The organism is Streptomyces sp. NPDC003042, from assembly GCF_053591315.1.
The window spans coordinates 84,204-97,855 of record NZ_JBSFTP010000016.1 but is presented as its reverse complement, the minus strand read 5'-3'; the positions used below and the strand labels follow the sequence as shown (position 1 = coordinate 97,855).

The 13,652-nt window shown below is 70.5% G+C and carries 14 protein-coding genes and 2 pseudogenes; 7 read left to right on the top strand and 9 right to left on the bottom strand.

The genetic code is table 11. The annotated features are described in order from the left end of the window. Window positions 1–1,689: 1,689 nt before the first annotated feature. Window positions 1,690–2,061, bottom strand: coding sequence for a hypothetical protein (locus tag ACWDYJ_RS12125; RefSeq protein ID WP_451565405.1), 372 nt, complete (start codon window positions 2,059–2,061; stop codon window positions 1,690–1,692). Window positions 2,062–2,230: 169 nt separating this feature from the next. On the opposite strand from ACWDYJ_RS12125, the gene ACWDYJ_RS12120 reads away from it, so the two are divergent. Beyond that, complete coding sequence (locus tag ACWDYJ_RS12120) at window positions 2,231–2,839, top strand: flavin reductase family protein (RefSeq protein ID WP_451565421.1); 609 nt, start codon at window positions 2,231–2,233, stop codon at window positions 2,837–2,839. 59 nt (window positions 2,840–2,898) lie between these two features. On the opposite strand, the gene ACWDYJ_RS12115 is transcribed toward ACWDYJ_RS12120, so the two are convergent. From ACWDYJ_RS12115 to ACWDYJ_RS12105, 3 genes are read right to left on the bottom strand one after another with little or no spacing between them, the layout of a single operon-like run. Beyond that, window positions 2,899–3,966 carry a Zn-dependent alcohol dehydrogenase gene (locus ACWDYJ_RS12115; RefSeq protein WP_451565404.1) on the bottom strand — a complete coding sequence of 356 codons (1,068 nt, stop codon included), beginning with the start codon at window positions 3,964–3,966 and terminating at the stop codon, window positions 2,899–2,901. After that, entirely contained in the window at window positions 3,963–5,186 is a 1,224-nt protein-coding gene (locus ACWDYJ_RS12110; RefSeq protein WP_451565403.1) for an acyl-CoA dehydrogenase family protein, read from the bottom strand. Before ACWDYJ_RS12110 ends, ACWDYJ_RS12115 begins: the two co-directional genes overlap by 4 nt. An 8-nt stretch (window positions 5,187–5,194) precedes the next feature. Beyond that, entirely contained in the window at window positions 5,195–6,118 is a 924-nt protein-coding gene (locus ACWDYJ_RS12105; RefSeq protein WP_451565402.1) for an SDR family oxidoreductase, read from the bottom strand. Window positions 6,119–6,221: 103 nt separating this feature from the next. On the opposite strand from ACWDYJ_RS12105, the gene ACWDYJ_RS12100 reads away from it, so the two are divergent. Further along, entirely contained in the window at window positions 6,222–7,166 is a 945-nt protein-coding gene (locus ACWDYJ_RS12100; RefSeq protein ID WP_451565420.1) for a cyclase family protein, read from the top strand. A 417-nt stretch (window positions 7,167–7,583) separates the two neighbouring features. Here the strand turns inward: ACWDYJ_RS12100 and ACWDYJ_RS12095 are convergent, their stop codons facing one another. After that, on the bottom strand, window positions 7,584–8,063 hold the full coding sequence (locus ACWDYJ_RS12095; RefSeq protein ID WP_451565401.1) for a hypothetical protein: 480 nt from the start codon (window positions 8,061–8,063) through the stop codon (window positions 7,584–7,586). Between the two features lie 467 nt (window positions 8,064–8,530). Here ACWDYJ_RS12095 and ACWDYJ_RS12090 point away from each other — a divergent pair, with 467 nt between their 5' ends. Next, on the top strand, window positions 8,531–9,073 hold the full coding sequence (locus ACWDYJ_RS12090) for a hypothetical protein (protein WP_451565400.1): 543 nt from the start codon (window positions 8,531–8,533) through the stop codon (window positions 9,071–9,073). 40 nt (window positions 9,074–9,113) lie between these two features. Beyond that, window positions 9,114–9,542, top strand: a pseudogene (locus tag ACWDYJ_RS12085) (DNA-binding transcriptional regulator); the annotation flags it as partial. On the opposite strand, the gene ACWDYJ_RS12080 reads toward ACWDYJ_RS12085, so the two are convergent. Beyond that, window positions 9,530–10,207 carry a DUF4386 domain-containing protein gene (locus ACWDYJ_RS12080; protein WP_451565399.1) on the bottom strand — a complete coding sequence of 226 codons (678 nt, stop codon included), beginning with the start codon at window positions 10,205–10,207 and terminating at the stop codon, window positions 9,530–9,532. The pseudogene ACWDYJ_RS12085 and the gene ACWDYJ_RS12080 sit on opposite strands and share 13 nt — an antisense overlap. Window positions 10,208–10,326: 119 nt before the next feature. Here ACWDYJ_RS12080 and ACWDYJ_RS12075 point away from each other — a divergent pair, with 119 nt between their 5' ends. The 3 genes from ACWDYJ_RS12075 (at window position 10,327) to ACWDYJ_RS12065 (ending at window position 11,729) form a co-directional block, all read left to right on the top strand. Continuing rightward, window positions 10,327–11,010 (top strand): TetR/AcrR family transcriptional regulator C-terminal domain-containing protein, encoded by a 684-nt coding sequence (locus tag ACWDYJ_RS12075; protein WP_351455040.1) that lies wholly within the window; start codon window positions 10,327–10,329, stop codon window positions 11,008–11,010. Window positions 11,011–11,178: 168 nt separating this feature from the next. Then, entirely contained in the window at window positions 11,179–11,451 is a 273-nt protein-coding gene (locus tag ACWDYJ_RS12070) for a type II toxin-antitoxin system Phd/YefM family antitoxin (RefSeq protein ID WP_451565398.1), read from the top strand. After that, complete coding sequence (locus ACWDYJ_RS12065; protein WP_451565397.1) at window positions 11,448–11,729, top strand: hypothetical protein; 282 nt, start codon at window positions 11,448–11,450, stop codon at window positions 11,727–11,729. Before ACWDYJ_RS12070 ends, ACWDYJ_RS12065 begins: the two co-directional genes overlap by 4 nt. Window positions 11,730–11,866: 137 nt before the next feature. Here the strand turns inward: ACWDYJ_RS12065 and ACWDYJ_RS12060 are convergent. From ACWDYJ_RS12060 to ACWDYJ_RS12050, 3 genes and pseudogenes are all read right to left on the bottom strand, one after another. Further along, window positions 11,867–12,221: pseudogene (locus ACWDYJ_RS12060) on the bottom strand (VOC family protein). A gap of 82 nt (window positions 12,222–12,303) precedes the next feature. Continuing rightward, entirely contained in the window at window positions 12,304–12,669 is a 366-nt protein-coding gene (locus ACWDYJ_RS12055) for a hypothetical protein (protein WP_451565396.1), read from the bottom strand. Between the two features lie 265 nt (window positions 12,670–12,934). Next, window positions 12,935–13,399, bottom strand: coding sequence for an ATP-binding protein (locus ACWDYJ_RS12050; protein ID WP_451565395.1), 465 nt, complete (start codon window positions 13,397–13,399; stop codon window positions 12,935–12,937). Window positions 13,400–13,652: the final 253 nt, after the last annotated feature.

Here is a 13,652-nt window from a genome sequence, read left to right as displayed (position 1 = left end):
CGGTTCGGTGATCCGGGGGTTCGGTGATCCGGGGGTTCGGTGATCCGGGGGTTCGGTGATCCGGGGGTTCGGTGATCCGGGGGTTCGGTGATCCGGGGGTTCGGTGATCCGGGATCAGGGAGGGTATGGGGGCTTCCCGTCAGTCTCATCGTCTCTCCGGTTCGGGCCGGCCCCTCAAGGGCGCTCCTCCTCGTTCCTCGTCGTCGCGTCGCTTCGCGATGGCCTGCGGCCACCCTTGACCGGCCGTCCCGCCCCGGACAAACGAAGACTGTCGGGAAACCCCCAAAAGAACGGCACGGGGAGAGGGACGGGCATGCGAGGTCATCAGGGATGCGAGCCCCTGCCCCGGCAGGACGATCCCCATCCGGGGTCGACAACCATCCAGCCCCGAGTCGGGGCCGGCCCATCCTCACGAAACAGCGACCAGACCGAGCCGGCGGCCCCTCAGCGGGGTCAGGCGCATCAGATCGCTACTCGCTCCACACATCTCGGCGACCGACCCCCGCCTGTGGCCGCGCAAAAGCCGCACAAGCACCCCAGAGCTCCGCACCGACGGCGCCCGACGGCCGTCCGTGGCCGGGCAAAAGCCGCCCAAGCTCCCCAGCGCGCCTCATGTCCCGGCGGCGAACGGCCGCCTGTGGCTGGGCATAAGCCGCCCACGCTCTCCGGCGCGCCTCATCGACGGCGACTGACCGTCCGATGGGGTCAAAAGACGGCTGGCAGCGGGTATGTCGTGGTGGATTGCGGTCTGGACGAGTGGGCGCGCGCAGGGGCCGCCAAATTGCCGCAATTACCCTAGTTTGCACGCGTGTTTGTGGTGTGGAGGTCGCTCTGACCGCTTCACAGCTCGACATGGGCGCTGTTTGGGGCCTTCAGCCCGGATGGGCGACGGTCGCCCGCATCGAGATGCACCAAGGCGTCGTGGGCGGCTTGTGTCCAGCCACAGAGGGGCGACGGCCGCCTTCCATGCGAGGCATGCAGGCGTCGTGGGCGGTTTGTAGCCGACCACAGACAGGCGACGGGCACCCCTCAAGGCAGGCACGCAGGCATCTTGGGCGGCTTGTGACCAGCCGCAGACGGGCGACGGCCGCCTTCCACGCGAGGTGCGCAGGTGGCTTGGGCGGTTTGTGCCCGGCCACAGGCGGCCGTCAGTCGCCGTCGATGAGAAGCGCTGGGAAGCATGGGCGGTTTGTGCCCGGCCACAGGCGGCCGTCAGTCGCCGTCGATGAGAAGCGCTGGGGAGCATGGGCGGCTTGTGCCCGGCCACAGACGGGTGGCAGCCGCCGAGACGTGTGGAGCGAGTAGCGATCTGATGCGCACCCACGCTCCCGGGAACCGTCTGGCCGCCGTGAGATGGATGCTGGCCTCCTTGGCTCCAGTCCCGCATCCCTGATCTCCTCGCATGCCCGCTCCTCCCCCCGTGCCGTTCTTTTGGGGGTTTCCCGACAGTCTTCGTATGTCCGGGGCGGGACGGTCGGTCAAGGGTGGCCGAAGGCCATCGCGAAGCGACGCGACGACGAGGAACGAGGAGGAGCGCCCTTGAGGGGCCGGCCCGACACGGAGAGACGATGAGACTGACGGGAAGCCCCCATACCCTCCCTGATCCCGGATCACTGGACACCGGCCACCGAACCCCCGGCCGCCCCACGCTCCCGCCCCACGACCCCCGCCCCACACCCCCGCCCCTGATCAGCTCGGATGGCCGAGGCGTCGCCGCACCTCGCGGATCCGCCCGTCGGCCTGTGCCCCGTCCTCGATGCCGGCACGGATTCGTCGCTCCAGGTCCCCGATGACCACCTGCCCCAACGGCGCGTCGGGGGACTTCCTCCATGACTTCGGCCGCCGGGTCGACAGTCGCTGCTCGACCGCGTCCCCATCCGCCGTCCGTAGGCCGATAAGCGCCGAGAGAACCAGATACCGGCCTCGCCGGTCGGCACTCTTGGGCGCTCGCTTGTTCCTGCGGATGCTTTTACGTGAGCTCTTGTCGTTCTCGCCGTAGCTGTTGCGTCGGTCCTTGAGGTAACTCATCCGCTTCTTCTCCTGCGGTGCCTTCCGTTCCACGGCCGCCTCGCCTCCAGTTCCGACCAACGACTCACGCCATCCGGCCACCCCCACCGCGGGAAGCGATAAACCCGCACCCCGCATGCGCCGACATGGTCCTACCCATGCCCGCCCCTTCCTATCTGACGCACCGTCAGCTTCAATCGGTCGTGTGATGGGACACGCAGGGATGGCGGCCACCGTCGTCCGATACCTCAGGTCGGTCGGCTCCCCCACCTCCATGGAGCCGGAGTCGGAGACACAGCCGGTCGACGCGCTGCCGCGGCCCGAGCTGCGGGCCGTCGGGGAGGATGAGCGGGCGCCCGTCAGTCCCGCCGAGTTCCGGGCCGTACTGGGCAACTTCGCCAGCGGGGTCACCGTCATCACCGCGCCCGGCGACGACGGGCCGGCCGGTTTCGCGTGTCAGTCCTTCGCCTCGCTGTCCCTCGACCCGCCCCTGGTCACCTTCATGGTGGCCCGTACGTCGACCACCTGGCCGCGCATCGCGCGCGCCGGGGTGTTCTGCGTCAACATCCTGGGCGCCGAGCAGGGCGAGCTGTGCCGGGGCTTCGCCGTCAGCGGTGCGGACAAGTTCGCCGGGGTGGCCCACCGGCCCGCCCCCGTGACCGGGTCGCCGCAACTGGACGACGTGCCCGCCTGGATCGACTGCCGGATCCACGCCGTCCACACCGGCGGAGACCACCTCATCGTCGTGGGGCGGGTCGAGGCCATGGGCGCGGCCGGCGAGGGCGGGCCGCTGCTGTTCCATCAGGGCCGGTTCGGCCGCTTCACCTCCTGAGCCGGGGACGGGACCGGGAGGTGGGGGCCGGGCACAACCCCCGACCCCCACCCCCCACCTCAGAACGTGAGCACCCCCCGCGCCACGCGCCCGTGGTGGGCGTCGTCCGCCGCCTTGGCGAAGTCCTCGACCGGGTAGACCTCCGTCACCAGCTCGTCCAGCAGGAGCTTGCCCTGCCGGTACAGCTCGGCGTACAGCGCAATGTCACGCTGCGGGCGCGAGGACCCGTAGCGGCAGCCCATGATCGTCTTGTCCAGGTACAGGGACGAGACGAGGAACGCCGCCTCCTCCCTGAAGCCCGGCACGCCGAGCAGGACGGCCTGCCCGTGCCGGTCGAGGAGGTCGACGGCCTGGCGGATCAGCTTCACGTTGCCCACGCACTCGAAGGCGTGGTCCGCGCCCGTCGGCAGGATCTCGCGGACGGCCGCGGAGGAGTCGGGGACGGTCGAGGCGTCGATGAAGTGCGTGGCCCCGAACCGGCGGGCCACCGCCTCCTTCGCCGGGTTGGCGTCCACCGCCACGATGGTCGTGGCCCCCGCGATCCGCGCGCCCTGGAGGACGTTGAGCCCGATGCCGCCGGTGCCGATGACCACGACGCTCTCGCCGCGGTCCACCTTCGCCCGGTTCAGCACGGCCCCCACGCCCGTCAGCACCCCGCAGCCGATCAGCGCGGCGGAGGTCAGCGGGATCTCCCGGGGGATCTTGACGGCCTGCACGGCCTTGACGATCGTCCGCTCCGCGAAGGCCGAGTTGGAGGCGAACTGGTACAGCGGCTTCCCGCCCCGTGAGAAGGGTTGTCCGGGCATCCCGATCGCCTTGCGGCACATGGTCGGCCGGCCGCGGTCGCAGTCGGCGCACGCCCCGCAGTTCGCCAGCGTGGACAGTGACACGTGATCTCCCACTGTCACATGTGAAACTCCACTGCCAACCGCCTCCACCACACCCGCCCCCTCGTGCCCGAGCACCACCGGCGGCGGGAACGGGATCGTCCCATCCATCACCGACAGGTCGCTGTGGCAGAGCCCCGCCGCCGCGATCGCGACGAGCACCTCCCCCGGCCCCGGATCGCGGATCTCCAGATCGTCGACGACCTGGGCCTGCTTGCCGTCGAATACGACGCCTCTCACCTGGGCTCCTTAGGCAGGCCGAGCACCCGCTCGGCAATGATGTTCCGCTGGATCTCGTCCGAGCCGCCGTAGATCGTGTCGGCCCGGGTGAACAGGAACAGGCGCTGCTCCTCGTCGAGCCCGAGTTCGTACGGTGTTCCCCGCGCCCAGAGCCCCGGCCCGGCCGTCGCCGCCGCGCCCCGGACCGCCACCGCCAGCTCTCCGAGCCGCCGGTGCCATCCGCCCCACAGCAGCTTCGCCACGCTCGGAGCCCCGGGATCCACCGCGTCACCCAGCGTCCGCAGCGCGTTCCACCGCATGGTGCGCAGCTCGGCCCACTGCCGTACGAGCCGCTCCCGCAACACGGGGTCGGCGGCGTCCCCGCCGGCGCGGTCGGCCAGGGAGGCCGCCACGTACGCGGCCACCACACGCTCCAGTTCCGCCGCGAAGCCGATCTGCTGGACCAGCGTCGAGACCCCCCGCTCCAGGGCGAGCAGCCCCATGGCCACGGTCCAGCCGTTGCCCTCGCCGCCGACCGTCTCGGCCGCCACCGCCCCGTCGAAGAAGACCTCGTTGAACTCCGCCGTCCCCGACAGCTGCCGGATCGGCCGGACCTCGATCCGCCCCGGCTGGTCCATCGGCACCAGCAGGAAGGACAGACCCCGGTGCCGCTTCGACCCCGCCTGCGTCCGGGCCAGGACGAAGCACCAGTCGGCGTCCGCCGCGAGCGAGGTCCAGATCTTCTGCCCGGTGACCCGCAGCCGCCCGTCCGCCCGGTCGCGTACGGCCGCCGTGCTCACCCCCGCCAGGTCGGATCCGGCGTCCGGCTCGCTGTACCCCTGGCACCACAGCTCCTCGCCCCGCGCGATGCCGGGCAGGAAGCGGTCGCGCTGCTCCTGGTCCCCGTACGCGGTCAGGGTGGGGGCCAGGAGGTTCTCCCCGATGTGGCCGACCCGGCCGGGCGCGCGCAGCGCCGCGTACTCCTCCGCCCACACCACCTGCCCGGTGAGCGAGAGCCGCTGCTGCCCGTACGCCCCGGACGGTACGTCCCACCCCTGCCCGATCCAGCCGCCGCGCCCCAGCTCCCGCTCCCACGCGCGCCGCGCCGCCACCCCCTCGTGCTCGCTGCCCGGCCCGCCGAGGCCGACCGCGTCGGCGTACGGCCCTACGAGGTGCTCCGCCAGCCACGCCCGGGCGCGGCCGCGCAGCTCCTCGTCCTCGGCCGCGAAGCTGAAGTCCATGGAGCCTCCTAAGCGTTGGGGCGTTCCTTGGCCGCCGCCGCCTTGGCCATGGCCTCCAGCTGGGCGAGCATCGGCATCGGGTCGGTGCCGACGGTGCCGGGCAGGAAGTCGGCGATCTTCTCGGGGGTCCAGGAACCCTCGGCGTACCCGGCGCGCAGTTCGCGCGGCTGCGCCCAGACGGCGATCTTCGGGCCGGCGATCGTGTAGACCTGCCCGGTGATGCGCTCGCCCCCTACGGCCCTGGCCCGGTCGCTGAGCAGGTAGGTGACGAGCGCGGCGACGTCCTCGGGCTCGCCGATCTCCTTGAGCTCCATGGGGACACCCGCCGACATGCGGGTGCGGGCGACGGGGGCGACGGCGTTGGCGGTGACCCCGTACTTGGCCAGGCCGAGCGCGGCGCTGCGTACGAGGGAGATGATCCCGCCCTTGGCGGCGCTGTAGTTGGCCTGGGCGACGGAGCCCTGGTGGTTGCCGCTGGTGAAGCCGATGAGGGTGCCGGCGCCCTGTTCGCGCATGACTGCGGAGGCGGCGCGGAAGAGGGTGAAGGTGCCCTTGAGGTGGGTGGCGACGACCGGGTCCCATTCCTCCTCGGACATGTTGAACAGCATCCGCTCGCGCAGGATGCCGGCGACGCAGACGACTCCGTCGATGCGCCCGTAGCGGGCGAGCGCGGTGTCGACGATGCGCTGGCCACCCGCCATGGTGGAGATGTCGTCGGCGACGGCGACGGCCTCGCCGCCCGCCGTGAGGATCTCCTTCACCACACCGTCGGCGATCTCGCTGCTCGGCTCCCCGCCCCCTGCGATGCCGACGCCGTAGTCGTTGACGACGACCCTGGCGCCTTCTGCCGCCGCCGCGAGGGCCACGGCCCGTCCGATGCCCCGGCCCGCGCCCGTGACGGCGACGACCTTGCCTGCCAAGAAGTTCCCCACGTCCGGCCCCTTCCCGCGTTTTCTGACGGACCGTTAGATTCTATGGGCAGTCGGACGCCGCAGCACAAGCCCTCGCAAGGAGCTGATGAAACCCATGGCCCCGATGACACCCATGACCCCCACGGCCCTGGCCGCCGAGTTCCACGACATAGCGAAGCGCGTCAACAACTGGGGCCGCTGGGGCGCCGATGACGAGATCGGCACCCTGAATCTGGTCACCGACGCGGTCGTCCGCGCGGCTGCCGCCGAGATCCGCACTGGCCGCCGCGTCCCGCTCGCACTGCCGCTCCAGGAGGACGGCGTACAGGCCGGCCTGATCCCCGGCCGGATCAACCCGCTGCACACGATGGTGCAGATCAACCAGGAGATCTTCGGGCCGGGCACGGTCGCGTGCAGCGACGACGCCGTGACCATGGGCCTCCAGGCCGCGACCCACTGGGACGCCCTGACCCACGTCTCCCACTCCGGGAAGATCTACAACGGCCGCCCGGCCTCCACCATCACCGCGCACACCCGCGCGCAGTTCAGCGGCATCGACAAGGCGGGCCACATCGTCTCGCGCGGCGTGCTGCTGGACGTGGCGCGCGCGAAGGGCCTCGAGCGGCTTGCGGGCGACCACGCGGTGACGCCGGGGGACTTGGAGGAGGCGGAGGAGTTCGGCCGGGTCACGGTCCGCCCCGGCGACATCGTCCTCGTCCGCACCGGCCAGATCCAGGTCTACCTGGCGGGCGACAAGCACGGCTACGGCTACCCCTCACCGGGCCTGTCCATCCGCACGCCGGAGTGGTTCCACGCCCGGGACGTGGCGGCCGTCGCGAACGACACCCTCACCTTCGAGATCTTCCCGCCGGAGATCGATAATCTCTGGCTTCCGGTCCACGCACTCGACCTGGTCGAGATGGGGATGCACCAGGGCCAGAACTGGAATCTCGAAAAGTTGTCCACAGCCTGTGCGGAAGAGGGCCGGTACGCGTTCCTGCTGTCCGCGATGCCGGAACCCTTCGTCGGCGCCACCGGCACCCCGGTCGCCCCGGTCGCCATCCTCTGACCCCGGCCCCGCGACCCCCGGCACCCCGGCACCCCGCCCCGCCGACGGGGCGGGGCAGCGGCTCGTCAGCGGTCCGTGGCTCGCGGGTGCGCCGTTCCCGCGTACGTGATCCAGCACATGTCGCGGGCGGTGTCGACGAGGTACCACACCCGGCCGCCTCCAGTCACCTCGATCTGCCACTGCTCGCAGATCTGTCCGCGATGGGTCCCGTGCGCCAAAGCCCCCTTGAGCGGTGGTGCCGCGGCGTCTCGACGGCCGGCCGCGGATCCGTGCGTATGGCGATCCAGGCTCGGTACGTGTTTTCTCGGGCCTGCTGCGCGAGGCATTCCCAGCCCTTGGCCGAGGCCGCGTCAGCGAAACGGACGTCCCACTGCCCTTCCGGCGCGGGAGGTGCAGCTCGGTCGCCCCTCCCTGCGGTCATGCCGCGTCCCGAGGGTCGGGCACCGGGCCGTAGTCCGTGCCGTGATCCCTGGTCAGCGCGACGAGCAGGTCCGGGTCGGAGTAGACCTCGGCTGTGTGCTGCCAGGCGGTGAGCATTTGGGCGACGGACGCGCTGTTGGCGATGGACTCGGCGGCGCGCATGGTGGCGACAAGCTCGACAGCAAAGGCATGGACATCAGGCTCGGGCAGGAAGCGGACCCAGGGAAATGCATCGGGCAGTATGTCGAGGAGCAGTGCCGTACTACCGGGCTCCCTCCTCGCCATCGCGGCCAGCATGCACGTGGCGGCCGACACTACGGTCTGGTCCTGCTCAGCCCGTGCTGCGGTGGTGAGGACAAGGTCCTCTCCGTCTCTGCGGTGGAGCAGCAACCGTGGCTGGTCCTTGAGCAGAGCCAGCGTCTGCTTGTTCTTGTTCACCAGCTCGGAGAAGTTCACGGCTGCACTCTCAGTCCCCATATCTTTGAAATTAGTTCGAAACTCGCACGCCCGCAATCGCCCGCAAGAGGGAACCTAGAACCCTGGCCACCGAGATCGACCACAAGGCGCCCTGGAGCCCTCGGCGCCACCGGCACCCCGGTCGCGCCGGTGGCCATCCCCTGAGGCCTCGGCTCCGGATCACGCCACGCAGCCGGGCCCGCCTCCGAAGGAGGGGCCGGCTCCGGCCGGTGAGGAAGGACAGCCAGGCCGGGCGGCCGAAGGGGCGCGCGCCGCGCACCCGTGCGCCCCGACGGCCGGCGGAAACGCCGGTGACCCCTGAGGCTGCCACCCATTCGAGGTATCGACGGAAGGGCGGTGGGGCGGTCGCGGAGCGGCTGATTCCTCCCTTTATGGCACGGCATGACTCCGACACGATGGGTTGGCGTCTCCAAGGCCACCACCATGAGCGAGTGGCTCCCGGGTCGCAGAAGAAGAGGGGATCAACCATGTCACCGCGCAAGATCCTGGCGATGATGACCGCGACCGCGGCACTGATCACAGGCACGGTTCTGACCACCAACGCCTCCGCCACCTCCCAGACCCAGCAGTCCGCCTACGCCGAGCAGGTGCGCGATGCGGGGCTGACCGGCCCGCAAGCGGCCCAGCTCCAGAAGAAAGTCGACGGCGTCCTCGCGAAGGATTCGCAAGCGCGCCAGGTCTCCGCGAACAAGCTCACGACCGCCGGCGGCACCCTGACCCTCGCCGTCCCGGGCCAGGCGCAGGTCCGCGACCTGGCCGCTCCCGGTGTGGCGCTGGCCTGCGACCACGGGCACTTGTGCATTCGGGACGGCCAGGGCAACAACTACGACTTCTACCGCTGTGGTTACTACGACTTCTGGGGCATCGGCGACGGAACGTTCAACAACAACCAGACCTCCGGCACGCGGGCCCGCTTCTACAACGAGAACGGCAGCGAACGCTGGTCGAACGTCGCCAAGTCCACCGGCACGGCGTCCTGGACGCCCGTCTACCACATTCGCCCGTGCTGACCCTCTAGAGCACCGATGAGCGGCGGTGGCCCCGGCCTGCGCCCCGGCCGGGGACACCGCCTTCCTCATTCCCCTGCCACCAGGACGAACCACCTGCTCGCCGCGCCCCGACGTACCCGACACCACAATGATCGAGGTCAGGCGCGCGGTGCTCACCGGACACAAGCTGCGCATCCACTACGCGGCCACGGGCCAGACGCCGCACCTCTCCGGCGGCGACCACATCACCGTGCGGGTACGGGTGAACCCGGCGCAGCGGGACGAGCTGCTGGACACCGCGCTGGCTGTCCGCGCGGAAGAACCCGACACAGACGGCCGGCTGCGGCTGGAAGGTGACCTTCCAAGATTCACGACACGCCGAATGGGCGTTGTGGCAGCTCAGCATGGACGCGGAAGCACTATCCCCGCAGTCGTTGCGCACCTTCCTGCGCAACCGCGCCGCCGCGATCGCACCCGCTACGGAGACTCATCCCGGGACGCGGTGCCTGAGCCGGGCCCGAACCCCCTGACGATCAGCCACCCGGCCAGCCCCAGCTCCCAGGCGAACACCGGGAGCGCGGCGACCGTCCCCGCCACGGAGAGCTGCGTGTAGGCCCCGAACATCACGGCGACGGCCGAGGCGCAGATCAGGGGCCCGCCGACCAGCCCGAGCACGGCGATGAAGCGCGGCACGAGCCGTGCGCGGTACGCCAGGTACGCGAGCAGGACGGTGTTCAGGCCGAGGGCGATGTTGGGGCCGAGCAGGAACGTCCAGTCGTGCACGGCCGCCAGCGCGACGTCGGCGCCATCCGCCGCCCCCGCGTCCCGCCGCAGGGTGATGAGCGCCAGGACGGCGACGATCCCGAGGGCGATGACGGCCGCCTCCAGCAGCCGCCCGAAGGCGTACCCGAGCGCGAGGCCCTCGCCATGGCGCCGCAGGACGGGGAACAGCGCCGCCCCGGTACCGGCCACCGCCACCACCAGCACCACCTCGCAGAGCACCCCGAACAGCGCCCGCGTATCGGCGCCCTGCGCGAGCCGGCCGTCCGCCGCGCCCAGCAGGGGGCGGTACAGAACCGCCCCGGCTATCGCGGCGGCCTCGGTCAGCAGGAACAGCGACCCGGCGGCCACCGCGGTTCTCCGGTCCGGACTCATCTTCTCGGTACCTCTCGCTCGGTGTGGTGTACGCCGTACACCTGGCAGCGACCATAGGGTGTACGTCGTACACTCGTCAAGGAGAGGGCGTTGTCGAGGAGGGAAGGGGCCGAACCGGAATGACCCGGCAGGAAGCCACGCACACGCAACGGATCCCCCTGAACAGGGACCGCGTCCTGCGCGCCGCCGTCGCGCTCGCCGACGCCACCGGCATCGACGCGCTCAGCATGCGCAGGCTCGCGCAGGAGCTGGACGTCGTACCGATGGCCCTCTACAAGCACGTGGCCAACAAGGAGGAGTTGCTCGACGGCATGGCCGACGCCGTCGTCGGCGAGATCGACCCGCCGGCCGCGGGCCCCGACTGGCAGCGCGTGGTCCGCGGGCGGATCCTCTCTGCTCGGCGGGTCCTGCTCCGCCACCCCTGGGCGGCCCGGGTCATCGAGTCGCGGACCGGCCCCACCCCGGCCGTGCTGGCGTACCTGGACTCGATGGCCGGGAGCTTCCGGGACGGCGGCCTCTCCGCCGACCTCACGCACCACGTCATGCACGCGATGGGCAGCCGCCTGCTCGGCTTCAGCCAGGAACTGTTCGACACCTCGGGCCCCTCCGGCCCGCCGGACCCCGGGCTGGCGGCGCGCTACCCGCACATCGCGGAACTGGCCGCGACGGCCGCACACGACGGGGGCTCCACGGTCGGTGGCGGCTGCGACGACCAGTTCGAGTTCGAATTCGCCCTGGACCTCCTCCTGGACGGCTTCGAAAGCCTCCGCCGCCAGGGCTGGACGTCCGCGCGGAAGGCATAGCGGGTGCCGGCTTCAGCATCGTCCTGCGCAACGGGCCGCACCCCGAGTGGCGCGCACGACCCGTCGACTACCTACCGGGCCCAGCATGAGAGGACAGGACAGTCCCCCGACTGGTACGGCAATGCCGTACGACTCATCGCGTTATTCGGATGCACCTGGAGGCGAGCCATGCCGATCTCGGCGAACGAAGCCCGGCAGCGCTTGTACCCGTTGATCCGGCAGGTCAACGAAGACCACGAACCCGTAGAGGTCGCGTCCCGCGAGCACGGCGACATCGTGATCATGTCCGCCGAGGACTTCCGGTCCTGGCAGGAAACCGTCTATCTGCTGCGTTCGCCGCGCAACGCACAGATCCTCGTGGAATCCATCGCAGAGCTGGACGCCGGCCACGCACAGGCCAGGGAACTGATCACCACGTACGACGGAGGGTCCACTGGGTGAAGGCCGTCTTCTCCGGCCGCGCCTGGGACCAGTACACCGAAGGACTTACGGACCGCGGAGCCTTCGAACCCGAGAACCTGAGCGACCTTCAGGCCGTGGGCCGCCGCGTCGGCGAGATCGACGCCGACAGTCGCGCCGTCCGGTGGGCCGACGCCCTGGCTACGGACCCCGCCTGGGACGAGGTCCGGACTCTCGCCCGCCAGTTCCTCCTCACGCTGCTGGGCGACTGGCGTCAGCCACTGCCGCGCCCCGTGCGGCCGCACCCCAGTGAAGAGTGAGCACGTCCACGCCGCACCTGTGCGCCGACATGAGGCCCCGCCCTACGCCTCACACCTGAGGCAGCGCCGCATGACCGTCCCGGAGTGGGGAAAGCCGAACCATCGTCTCTTCGAGGGGACCTCCTCCAAACGCTAAGTTACTGGCGCCGCTGGCCAAGGACACAGAACTCGTTACCTTCGGGGTCTGCCAGTACGACCCACGATTGATCACCCTGGCCGATATCAACACGCTGTGCGCCATGAGCAACCAGGCGAGCCACCTCGGCGTCCTGGTCATCAGGCCTGAAGTCGAGATGCAGTCGGCTCTTGACCTTCTTGCTCTCATCAAGCCGGACGAAGTCCAATCCCGGCAGGCGATCCGGCCTCCGGGCGGATCTCGAACTCCTCATCGGAGGAGTGGACCACAACCCAACCAAGGGCTGAAGCCCACCACTGCCCCAAGGCCACCGGATCAACCGAGTGAACAATTACCTGTTCCCATTCCAAGGTCATCCGCCGACCCTAGACCTGCCATGGCTTCGAAAACAGGCACGCACAAAGTGGCCAACTGACCTGCCGTTCCGGTTGGTTCCGCTCAGCCCTCCGGGAGGCGGACGGTGCCGTCGGCGTCGAGGGTGATGGGCTGCGGGGTCAGTTCCTCGTAGAAGCGGAGGGCGCCGATCGGGTCGGGGGCGGTGATGTGCGGGGCCAGGGTGGTGAGGACGTACGCCAGTTCGGGGAGGCTCTCCGTGTGGATCTCCTGGCGGGCCGTGAACGACCAGCCGGCCGGGGTCCGGACGAGTTCGGCGGTGAGGGTCCCGCCCACGCGGTACGCCGGACCGCTCGCGCTCAGCAGGGCCTCGGGGTCATCGGACAGGTGCCACCGGATCAGCGCGAGCGCCGGCTCCGCGGTGGACTCGTCGAGGTCCAGGGCGAGGTCGAGGGCGTAGAGGTCGGCCATCCGGCCGATCCTACGGAACAGGTCGGGCCGACGATGGATTGGCATCCGGCTCCGGCCCAGCGACGATCCCGGCCGGCCCACGCCGGACGGGGGGCGGCGCGTCAAGAAGGAATGGCGGCACTGCGGGTGGCGGCGTGCGCGCGTGCACGCCCCGAGCGCGGCACGGCAGCCGCCACCCCACGACCCGCACTCGTCAAGGCAGGACCCTTGGCGTCCCCTCGCGACGAATCGCTCACCACCAGGGTGATCAACTCGTGACGAACCGTCAACACCTCGTTAGAGGTACACGCGCGGTTCCCGCATCGGTCCATGATTTTTTCGCGGTCCCCCCGGGACCGCCCTGCGTGGCCCGGTCGATCTCGCACCAGATGCGCTTGCCCGCGCCCTCGCGCTGCCAGCCCCACCGGTCCGCCAGTCCGTCCACCAGCTCCAGCCCGCGTCCGCCCGTCTCGTCACCGGCGGCCTGCCGCCGGGCCGGTGCGCGGTCGCTCGCGTCGGCGACCTCGACCCGTACTCCCGGCTCCCCGAACAGCATCCGCAGCACGGCGGGGCAGCCGGTGTGCACGACGGCGTTCGTGACCAGCTCGGAGATCAGCAGGATCAGGGTCTCGGCGAGCGGTTCGTCGTCCCCCATGCCCGAGCCCGCCAGCCTGGACCGCGCCCACCGGCGCGCCCTGCCGACCTCGGCGGGGTCCGGGCCTACCTCCAGCTGCACCTGAAGCACCTGCACCGCTCACACCATCCGAACCGGCGGACACTTCGCCTCGCGACGGGACGGGATCACCGCGCGTGATCCCCGTGCGCAGCAGCATGGTTGACATACAGTCACGACAACAAGCGCTTCGGGCATATTCCAGCGCGAAGGAGTAGGCGTGGTGCATACTGTGCGGCGCTCGCGCCGCTCAACCGCTCGCATTCGTGGGAGCGTACCGGAGCGCACCCCTGACCCCGGGCCGGATCGGGGTGCGCGAAGGACACGAACC